We start from the raw sequence: 6,977 nt of genomic DNA, 5'->3' as shown, positions 1-6,977 counted from the left end.
ACCCGGAAGCTAAGCCTTACAGCGCCGATGGTACTGCAGGGGGGACCCTGTGGGAGAGTAGGACGCCGCCGAACAATCATTGCGAGGAAACCCCGCACCGGAAACGGTGCGGGGTTTTCTGCGTTCAGGGGGCGTTGAAAACGAGTTTGGGCGGGGCCTTTCGGCCCCGCCTTTTTTACAGGCGGCCTGTCGCTTTGAGTTCCAGGTAGGCGTCTGCGAGGGCCGGGGGAAGCTCGTCCGGGGTCGCGTCGACGACCGTCACACCGCGTCGGCGTAGTTGGTCGGCGACGTGACGGCGTTCCGACTGGGCCTGTGCGGCCGCCGCGGCCTCGTAGACGGCGTCCGTGTGGCCGCGTGCTTCGGCCATCCGCGCGACGTGCGGGTCGGCCACCGAGGCAACGAGGACCGTGTGGCGTTGGGTCAGCTGCGGCAGGACAGGGAGCAGCCCCTCTTCGATCGGGGCCGCGTCGAGTGTCGTGAACAGCACGATCAGGGACCGGCGGGGGGCCGACCGGAGAGCGGTGGCGGTGAGGCCGCGCGCGTCGGTCTCCACCAGCTCGGGCTCCAGGGTTGCCATGGCGTTGACCAGGGAGGGAAGGACGTCACCCGCCGTGCGGCCCTGGAGCAGGGCGCGTACCCGGCGGTCGTAGGCGAGGAGGTCGACGCGGTCGCCCGCGCGGGAGGCCAGGGCGGCCAGGAGGAGAGCGGCGTCCATGGCGGCGTCGAGGCGAGGGGCGTCGCCCACGCGGCCGGCGGAGGTACGGCCGGTGTCGAGGACGAGCAGGATGTGCCGGTCGCGTTCGGGGCGCCAGGTGCGTACCGCGACGGTGGAGTGGCGGGCTGTCGCGCGCCAGTCGATGGAACGGGTGTCGTCGCCGGGCACGTATTCGCGCAGGCTGTCGAACTCCGTGCCCTCCCCGCGGGTGAGGACGCTGGTGCGGCCGTCGAGTTCGCGGAGCCGGGACAGCTTGGAGGGGAGGTGCTTGCGGCTGGCGAACGGGGGGAGGACGCGTACCGTCCAGGGGACCCGATGGGTGCCCTGGCGGGTGAGGAGTCCCAGGGGGCCGTAGGACCGGATCGTGACGCGGTCCGCGTGTCGGTCACCGCGGCGGGTGGGGCGCAGGCGGGTGGTCACGCGGCGGCGTTCGCCGGCGGGCACTGTCAGGCTGTGGCGGGAGGCCGTCGTCTCGGTGCCGGGCCGCCAGCTGCTGGGCGGCCAGGCGTCGCGCAGACGGGCCCGGAGTGGGCGGCCCGACGGGTTGGTGACCGTCAGGGTGACGTCGGCGGTCTCGCCCAGCCGGGCGGAGGTGTCGCCGGAGCGGGTCAGGCCGAGACGCCGTACGGGGGCGGCCAGGGCGAAGTCGCAGGCGCAGGCGGCGGCCAGCGGGGCGTTGACCGCGAGGATGCCCGTCCAGCCGGGGTCCCAGATGCCGATGGGGACGGAGCCCAGGGCCGCGATGAGCGCGGCGCGTCCGGTGAGTGCCATCAGCGGGGGACGGGGACGTGGGCGAGGATCGCGTTGATGACCGAGTCCGTGGTCACGCCCTCCATCTCGGCCTCCGGGCGGAGTTGTACGCGGTGCCGGAGGGTGGGGAGGGCCAGGGCCTTCACATCGTCGGGGGTGACGTAGTCGCGGCCCGTCAGCCAGGCCCACGCGCGGGAGGTCGACAGCAGGGCCGTGGCTCCACGCGGGGAGACGCCGAGGGTGAGGGACGGCGACTCACGGGTGGCGCGGCAGATGTCGACGACGTAGGCGGTGATCTCCGGGGAGACGGTCGTCTTGGCGGCCTCCGCGCGGGCGGCTTCCAGGTCGGCGGCACTGGCGACGGGGCGTACGCCGGCGGCGTGCAGGTCGCGCGGGTTGAAGCCGGCGGCGTGGCGGGTGAGGACGTCGATCTCGTCCTGGCGGGTGGGGAGGGGGACGGTGAGTTTGAGGAGGAAGCGGTCCAGCTGGGCTTCCGGGAGGGGGTAGGTGCCCTCGTACTCGACCGGGTTCTGAGTGGCCGCGACGAGGAAGGGCTCGGGGAGCGGGCGGGGCGTGCCGTCCACCGTGACCTGGCGCTCCTCCATCGCTTCGAGGAGGGACGACTGGGTTTTCGGGGGCGTCCGGTTGATCTCGTCGGCGAGGAGGAGGTTGGTGAAGACCGGGCCGGGCTGGAAGGAGAACTCGGTGGTGCGGGCGTCGTAGACCAGGGAGCCGGTGACGTCGCTCGGCATCAGGTCGGGGGTGAACTGGACGCGTTTGGTGTCGAGTTCGGTGGCCGCGGCGAGGGTGCGGACGAGGAGGGTCTTGGCGACTCCGGGGACGCCCTCCAGGAGGACGTGGCCGCGGCAGAGCAGGGCTACGACGAGACCGGTCACGGCGGCGTCCTGGCCGACCACGGCCTTGGCGATCTCGGCGCGCAGAGCTTCGAGGGCGGCGCGGGCGTTGCCCGGGGCCGCGGTCTGCCCGGCGTTGTCAGTGGTCGGGTCCATCATGGACGGCGTACCTCTCTTTCGAGGGCGTCGAGTTGGTCGGCGAGTGCGATGAGGGCCGCGTCGTCGCCGGGCGGCGGGCCGAAGAGGAGGGTGTGCAGGGCCTGTCCGTCGCCGGGTGCGCCGTGGAGATGGGCGGACAGGGCGGGGAGCAGGGACTCGGGCGTGTGCGCCTGGGTGACGGGGACGCCTACGAGAGGGGCGAGGCGGGTGCGGGTGGCGGAGCGAAGAGCGGTGGCGGCGCGGTCGCGGGCGTTCGCCTTGCGGTAGAGGCGGGCGCGGCCTTCGACGGTTTCGGAGGCGCGGATCGCGACGGGGAGTTTTTCGGGCACCAGGGGGCCGAGCCGGCGTGCCCGCCACAGGGCGGCGAGGGCGGCGGCGACGAAGAGTTGCAGGGTGCCCCAGAGCCAGCCGGACGGGAGCAGGTCGAAGAAGCTCCGTTCGTCGTCCGGGTCCGGGAGGTCGGAGAGGGAGGGGAGGTACCAGACCAGGTGGTCGCGGGAGCCGAGGAGTTGGAGGGCGAGCGAGGCGTTGCCGTGCTCGTCGAGGCGGTTGTTCAAGAGGATGTCGCGGGCGCCGAGGACGACGGTGTCGCCCGGGGTGCCTTCCGCTGGTGCCTGCGCGGAGGGGTCGGGGATGCGCAGCAGGGTGGCCAGTCGCCGGCTGGGGTAGCAGGTGTCGGCTTCGAGGTGGGTGATGTAGCGGATGCCGCCCGTGTCGGCGTTGCCCGCGCGTCGTGCGGCGGGCAGGTCGCAGGCGGGGGCCAGCGTCGAGTCGAAGCTGAGTGCCGGGTCGGCGGTGACGCCGGGGGCGAGGCGTTCGACGGCACCGCCGCCGGGGGCGACGAGGACCGTGCGGCCACCGGAACCGGTCGTCGCCGAGTGCAGTCGCGTCTGCTGGCGCTCCGTCAGGAGATCGGGCACGGCGACGAGCAGGGTGGTGTCCGGGCCGGCCGCGGCCCGCGCCTCGTCCAGGGTGGTGACCACGCGCGTGGAGACCCCCCGGTCGGCGAGGAGTTCGGCGACGGCGCGGCTGCCGTAGGGGTCGGCGGAGCGCGGGTCGAGTTCCCCGTGCCGGGCGTCGGAGCGGACGACCGCGATGGCGACGGCCCCGGCGAGCAGCAGGACGAGGGCGAGCGCGATGCCTCGCGCGCGGGTCCACACCTGGCGGGCGGTGGGCGAGGCCGCGGTGGCGGGGAGCGTGGCCTCGGTCATTCGGCGGCTCCCCGGCGGGTGTCCCGGTCCGCGTCCCCTGCGGGGCCGCCGATCGCGCTGCCGGCCAGGTGCGGCTTGCTGCGTTCCAGGTCGTGGTCGAGTTCGGCGAGGCGGCGGTACGACGGTTCGCTGCCGGACCGGCCGCCGTACGCGACGTCGTCGAAGTCCCGGGCGGCGGCGCGCAGCCGGTTCCGGTGGGCGGGCAGGGCGTGGCCTGCCTCGGTGGCCGCCTCGTCGGCGGTGCGGCCGGGACGGATGTCGAGCAGGGCGCGTTCCTCGAGGGCGCGGACGATGGCCCGCATGCGTTCCTGGACGGCCTGGCTCCAGTGTGCTTGGGCGGCGTGTGCCTCGGCGGCGGCGCGGTGGTCGGCGGCGCTGCGGGGACGGTCGTCGAAGAGGGCGGGGGCGGAGACGGGACCGCGGCGGGGGGTGCCCAGGCGCCACCAGAGGGCGCCCAGTACCGCCAGGACGGCCACGATGACGACGACCAGGCCGAGTGTCCCCCCGGGAGTCGCGGTGGACGCCCTGCTGAAGAGCCCTTCGATCCAGTCCCAGAAGGCGTTCAGGGCCCGCTGGAACCAGCTGGGGTCGTTCTCGTGGTACATGCGTTTGGACAGCTCGCGCCGCGCGGCCTCCCGTGCGGGGTCGCGCGGGATCGTCACCGGCGGTTCGTCGCCGGAGCGCGCGACCGTGCGTACGGCGGTGCGTGACAGCACCTCGGTGAGCACTCCCCCCGCCGGTCCCACCCCGTCAGCTCCCCGGGACGGCGCCGGAGGTGCCGGAGCCCCGGGTGCCGGCGGCGCGGGTCAGTTCGAGGTCGAGGGCCTCGCGGCGGATGCGCTGGTCGATGTACAGCAGTACGGTCACGCCCGACGTGATCGGGAAGGTGATCATGGAGCCGATCACCGAGCCGATGCCGCTGACGATGAGGAACGTCCAGCCGAGGTCGCCGGTGCCCTCCAGGAAGCCGCCGACGCCGTCGCCGCCGAGGGTCGCGGCGAGGAAGGTGAAGGGGATCACGATGATCGACGCGACGATGTTGGCGATGACCGTGGCGAGCAACTGGATGCCGAAGACCCGCCACCAGGAGCCGCGCACCAGCTTCACCGAGCGGCCCATGGCCTTCTTGATGCCCTGCTTCTCCAGCATCAGGGCGGGCGACGCCAGCGAGAAGCGGACCATGAGCCAGATCGCGACCACGCCGCCCGCCAGGAAGCCCAGGGCGGTCAGGGCCACCCCGGCCTCGCCGCCCGCGGTCGCCGTGACCAGGAGACCGGGTGTCATGCCGGCCATGAGGAGTCCGGCGACGATGAGCAGCAGCAGGACGATCAGGCCGAACAGCTTCAGCACCTGGGGGCGGGCGTCCCGCCACGCCTCGCCGGTGGTCACCGGCCTGCCGAGCACCGCGCGGCTGGTGACGGTGGTGAGCAGGGCGGTGGCCAGTACGGTGCCGATCAGGGAGATCAGGAAGATGACGCCCGAGTTGATCGTGGTGTCGGCCAGCGCGTCGCCGAGTTCGCTCAGGGTGGCGTCGGGGTCGTTGAGCGCCTCGCTGCTGGTGTCGTCCAGGACGAGGCCCTGGAGCAGCACGACGATGACCTCGGTGAAGATGGCGACGGTCAGGGAGATGCCGAGGACGGTGCGCCAGTAGGTGCGCATGGTGGAGACGGCGCCGTCGAGGATCTCGCCGACACCGAGCGGGCGGAGCGGGATCACGCCGGGCTTGGCCGCGGGCGGGGGACCGCCCCAGCCGCCTCCCCAGCCGCCGGGTCCACCGGGGGCGCCGTAGCCGCCGTAGCCCCCGCGCTGGCCGCCGTAGCCTCCGGGAGGCCCGTAGCCGCCCCCGGGGGGTCCGGGTGGCGGGGTGCCCCAGCCCGGGCCCGGCGGTGGCGGAGGCGGGGCCTGGCCCTGGTCCGCGGGGCCGGTGGGCGCGGACCACTGGCCGGGGGGCGGCTGCTCCTTGGACCACTTCGTGCCGGGGCTCGTCGGTTCCGCACCCGGCCGGTCCGCGGGCGGCGCGGGCTGATCGGTGCCGGCGGCGGCAGGTTGGCAGCCATCGTGCCATGGGGGCGTCGGGCGCGGACCGGGCGCGGTAGGGGCTGCACACCTTCAATTGTCCGTCGTACAGGGGGCAGACTGACCGCATGGCTGATCAGGACGCGCGAAGCGGCGAGGACAAGCGGCCGACCGGGATACCGGCCCTTCGCTGGGAGGAACCCCCCGAGGGCCCGGTGCTGGTGTTGCTGGACCAGACCCGGTTGCCGGCCGAGGAGGTCGAGCTGGTGTGCACGGACCCGGCCGCGCTGGTGGAGGCGATCCGCTCGCTCGCCGTGCGCGGGGCGCCACTGCTGGGCATCGCGGGCGCCTACGGGGTCGCGCTGGCCGCCGTGCGCGGCTTCGAGGTCGAGGAGGCCGCGGCGGCGCTGGCGGGGGCCCGCCCCACCGCGGTGAACCTCGCCGTCGGAGTACGGCGGGCGCAGGGCGCCCACCAGGAGGCGTTCGCCAGGACCGGGGACACCCGGCAGGCCGCCGCCGCGGCGCTGGCCGCGGCGCGGGCACTGCACCAGGAAGACGCCCAGGCCAGCGCCCGGATGGCCGTGCACGGGCTGGCGCTGCTCGACGAGCTGCTGCCCGCCGGAGGGCACCGCGTCCTCACGCACTGCAACACCGGTTCGCTGGTGTCGGGGGGTGAGGGGACCGCCTTCGCGGTGGCGCTCGCGGCGCACCGGTCGGGGCGGCTGCGACGGCTGTGGGTGGACGAAACGCGTCCGTTGCTGCAAGGTGCTCGCCTGACGGCATACGAGGCGGCCCGCAACGACATGGCGTACACCTTGCTCACCGACAACGCGGCGGGTTCGCTGTTCGCGGCGGGCGAGGTGGACGCGGTGCTGATCGGCGCGGACCGCATCGCGGCCGACGGTTCGGTGGCGAACAAGGTGGGGAGCTATCCGCTCGCGGTGCTCGCGCGGTACCACCATGTGCCGTTCATCGTGGTGGCTCCGGTCACGACGGTGGATCCGGACACACCGGACGGGGCGTCCATCGAAGTGGAGCAGCGCCCCGGACATGAGGTGACCGAGGTCACAGCACCCCAGGTGCCGGTGGCGGGAGCGGGAGGCGGGATTCCGGTGGCACCCCTGGGGACCCAGGCGTACAACCCGGCGTTCGATGTGACTCCGCCCGAACTGGTGACGGCGATCGTCACCGAGGAGGGCGTGGTTTCGCCCGTGACGACCGAGGCCCTGGCCGCGCTGTGTGCCAGGTCACGCCAGGTAACGATTAGCTAAT

General features: G+C 73.8%; 5 protein-coding genes, 1 rRNA gene and 1 pseudogene. 2 read left to right on the top strand and 5 right to left on the bottom strand.

What is annotated here, in order from left to right; translation table 11 throughout:
- Window positions 1-74 (top strand): 5S ribosomal RNA (gene rrf / locus BZZ08_RS40145); the annotation flags it as partial.
- Window positions 75-175: 101 nt separating this feature from the next.
- On the opposite strand, the gene BZZ08_RS28510 is transcribed toward rrf, so the two are convergent.
- The 5 genes and pseudogenes from BZZ08_RS28510 to BZZ08_RS28490 form a co-directional block, all read right to left on the bottom strand.
- Complete coding sequence (locus tag BZZ08_RS28510; protein ID WP_104635085.1) at window positions 176-1,486, bottom strand: DUF58 domain-containing protein; 1,311 nt, start codon at window positions 1,484-1,486, stop codon at window positions 176-178.
- Complete coding sequence (locus BZZ08_RS28505) at window positions 1,486-2,475, bottom strand: AAA family ATPase (protein ID WP_104635084.1); 990 nt, start codon at window positions 2,473-2,475, stop codon at window positions 1,486-1,488. Before BZZ08_RS28505 ends, BZZ08_RS28510 begins: the two co-directional genes overlap by 1 nt.
- Complete coding sequence (locus tag BZZ08_RS28500) at window positions 2,475-3,689, bottom strand: DUF4350 domain-containing protein (RefSeq protein ID WP_198601731.1); 1,215 nt, start codon at window positions 3,687-3,689, stop codon at window positions 2,475-2,477. The genes BZZ08_RS28505 and BZZ08_RS28500 overlap by 1 nt, the downstream gene beginning before the upstream one ends.
- On the bottom strand, window positions 3,686-4,435 hold the full coding sequence (locus tag BZZ08_RS28495) for a DUF4129 domain-containing protein (RefSeq protein ID WP_198601730.1): 750 nt from the start codon (window positions 4,433-4,435) through the stop codon (window positions 3,686-3,688). Before BZZ08_RS28495 ends, BZZ08_RS28500 begins: the two co-directional genes overlap by 4 nt.
- A gap of 4 nt (window positions 4,436-4,439) precedes the next feature.
- Window positions 4,440-5,780 (bottom strand): annotated as a pseudogene (locus BZZ08_RS28490) (glycerophosphoryl diester phosphodiesterase membrane domain-containing protein); the annotation flags it as partial.
- Window positions 5,781-5,833: 53 nt separating this feature from the next.
- On the opposite strand from BZZ08_RS28490, the gene mtnA reads away from it, so the two are divergent.
- Window positions 5,834-6,976, top strand: a complete 1,143-nt coding sequence (gene mtnA, locus BZZ08_RS28485) for an S-methyl-5-thioribose-1-phosphate isomerase (protein WP_104635083.1) — start codon at window positions 5,834-5,836, stop codon at window positions 6,974-6,976.
- Window position 6,977 lies beyond the last annotated feature (1 nt).

Source organism: Streptomyces sp. MH60 (assembly GCF_002939385.1).
Taxonomy (GTDB): domain Bacteria; phylum Actinomycetota; class Actinomycetes; order Streptomycetales; family Streptomycetaceae; genus Streptomyces.
This window is presented reverse-complemented; position numbering and strand designations above follow the sequence as displayed.